At 35.6% G+C, this 2,432-nt stretch carries 4 protein-coding genes; 3 read left to right on the top strand and 1 reads right to left on the bottom strand.

Going from position 1 to position 2,432, the window contains the following annotated elements; translation table 11 throughout:
• A partial coding sequence (locus WA010_RS01105) for a hypothetical protein (protein ID WP_422555332.1) occupies nt 1–521 on the top strand: 521 nt, incomplete at its 5' end.
• Nucleotides 522–556: 35 nt separating this feature from the next.
• On the opposite strand, the gene WA010_RS01110 is transcribed toward WA010_RS01105, so the two are convergent.
• Entirely contained in the window at nt 557–1,408 is an 852-nt protein-coding gene (locus tag WA010_RS01110) for an energy transducer TonB family protein (protein WP_422555333.1), read from the bottom strand.
• Between the two features lie 143 nt (nt 1,409–1,551).
• On the opposite strand from WA010_RS01110, the gene WA010_RS01115 reads away from it, so the two are divergent.
• The gene (locus WA010_RS01115; protein ID WP_422555334.1) at nt 1,552–1,743 is read left to right on the top strand and encodes a hypothetical protein; all 192 of its coding nucleotides are present in this window, start codon (nt 1,552–1,554) and stop codon (nt 1,741–1,743) included.
• Between the two features lie 190 nt (nt 1,744–1,933).
• Nucleotides 1,934–2,432, top strand: a 499-nt coding sequence (locus tag WA010_RS01120) for a TolC family protein (protein ID WP_422555335.1), incomplete at its 3' end; no start/stop codon positions are given.

A 2,432-nucleotide genomic window follows, 5' to 3' on the forward strand; every position in this document is an offset into this window, starting at 1 on the left:
CTGTTCATGCGACTGAAGTAACTGCATGGGAACTTTTTGGATGGATGGAGGAGACTCTTATTGGAGAGTGGAAACTTTCATCTGCCGAAAGGCAAATCGGAACAGAATCGTACCAACACAAAGCAGTTTTACCACTCGTAGGAGGCAATGCTACAAGTATGGCATTCAAACTTATCGGTGGAGAAGTAACCATCCAAGAAGACTTGCTTCCCAATACTGCTAAGCAAATGGTAACTATGTACCACTGCAAAGATATTGCTTGTACTAATATTAAAGCGACTCATTATTGTTCTAAACAAAACCAACCTGAATTTCTCGCTAATCTACGTAAAAGTACACTCACTTATATTGTATTTGAATGCGATATGTCCACCGAATTATGCCAGTCCGATGAAGATCATATTCATCAGATTATTCATGAACTGAGCAATGACGGGAAGCACCTCAAAAGTTCGTATTTAGCATGGAAAGATAAAAAACTCAGTTCCATTCATTCCATTTACCATTTTGATCGCAAATAGTCTTTGATTTGGTTACACTTATTAGGACATAGAAGCTAGTACCCTGTTAGACTGTAAAAAACGCGATAGCGAATAAGCGTTTTTTGCTCTGGACGGGGATATTTTGCATACGCGAGTTCGATCACTTCTTTAGTAGTATCATCCAATATTGAGAGTTGAGAATTTTTTAAAAACCGAAGTCCGGAAATACTACCGTCAGGATGGAGGTAAAATTCGATCATATTAGTGTCTTGAGTGCGGATATTATCCGGAATTCGAGAACGACCGTATCGATCCAATACGCCCTGTGTAATTCGGCGCATCACTTCTTGATTATCGAGAATATATTTTTGCTCGCCGGCTGAGAGTTCGTTGAATTTATCTCCATAAAGCCGCTGAATACTGTCTGATATTTTTGTTGTATTACGTGGTCGTTCTTGTATCGAGGTGTCGGCTTTTGAGAGGATATCATAGAGCCCTTGCTCTTTTTTGGGCATCGGTTTGCGCTCGATTTCGGCAACGGTTTTTGCAATATGGTGTTCAAACGCTTTTTTGGATTCTATTACAGGTTCATTTGGAATAGGTTCAGGAGAAATTGCCGTATTCTGCGATACCGTAGGTTTGGATTTTAGAAGACTTTTCTGAATCGGTTGTAATTGGGATGGTGTTTCTAACTGTTCACCATGGGGAATCAGAATTTTGTTAGGAGGAAGAATTGCTTCGGGTATGTCAGAAAATTGTTCTTTGAGTGAAAGACGGAAACGTTCCTCTTTTGGTTCAGGTGGTTTGTTTTTTGAAGGAGTTACGGGTTTTAATTGATTAAGTAAAATGAGTGTTAAGGTAATAATAAGATGTACTAATACAGCGATTAACAATGCGTATATAGAAAAAGGTTGGGTGTGCTTCATACGCTCTCAAAAATGATTTAGTTTATTATAATGATGGTCGAAATTGTATCTAGTATTTCCTAATAAGAGAGTTTTTATGTATGATTCTATGACTAAGATATATTTGAGTACAATGAGAAAAACTACTTCATAAAGGGGAGAAAATGAAAAGAGTTAAATATATTTTTATTTTTGCGATTCTTTTGTTGATTTTAAAAGCATTTTTTTTAGACGATTATCTCGAAAAACGTCAAAATGAAAATACTGTTACAACATCCAATACTGTTACGACTGAACATGGGGATATGCCGATGGAACAATTCGGGGATAATATTGCTGATTCGTTGAATGATTAATTATAGACTTTTGATGGGCCATTTTAGAGAAATGAGATTGTTTATATCGGCATATAGAATGATTTTATTTAATCTGTGAAAAAACGATATAGATACCGTTACAATGTACTTTGTGGGTGGTCATAATGATACCTAGATCGACTTTTTTTTTGATACAATGGTTTCATTTAATTTATAATAAGGACGTATAATGATTAAGCGGACTCAATCTTCTGCGCTCTTAGTATGCGGTATTTCTCTTGTGATAAACCAATCATTGTTCGGACTTTCTCTTCAATCCGCTTTACAGGAAATAATTGTTACAAATCCTTCTATAATAGCAAAGCAAAAGGAATTAGAAGCTGCTCGTCATGAACTCACTTTAGCAAAATCCGGATATTATCCGAAAATTGATGTACAAGGTTCTTATGGATATGAAGAGTCTAAGTCTCAGTTAACCAATAATGAGAAAAAAAATTGGGCATCTTGGAATACTTCTGCAACATTGACTCAAAACGTTTTTTCCGGTTTTTCAACCCTTTATGATATTAAAACCAAAGAATTTAAAATTAAAGCCCGTGAAAATGCTCTAAAAGAACAGGCTAATGACTCTGCACTTACTCTTGCTAAGAGTTATTTGGATCTTTTAAAAGCGTATGAACTATTATTGATTGAAACCAATAGTGTTAAATCTCATGAAAAAATATTTA

This window comes from Sulfuricurvum sp. (assembly GCF_049305995.1).
Taxonomy (GTDB): domain Bacteria; phylum Campylobacterota; class Campylobacteria; order Campylobacterales; family Sulfurimonadaceae; genus Sulfuricurvum.

Excerpts from the sequence above, each read along its gene's own strand:
- WA010_RS01110 (WP_422555333.1), bottom strand. The coding sequence starts at position 1,408 with ATGAAGCACACCCAACCTTTTTCTATATACGCATTGTTAATCGCTGTA.
- WA010_RS01115 (WP_422555334.1), top strand. The coding sequence starts at position 1,552 with ATGAAAAGAGTTAAATATATTTTTATTTTTGCGATTCTTTTGTTGATT.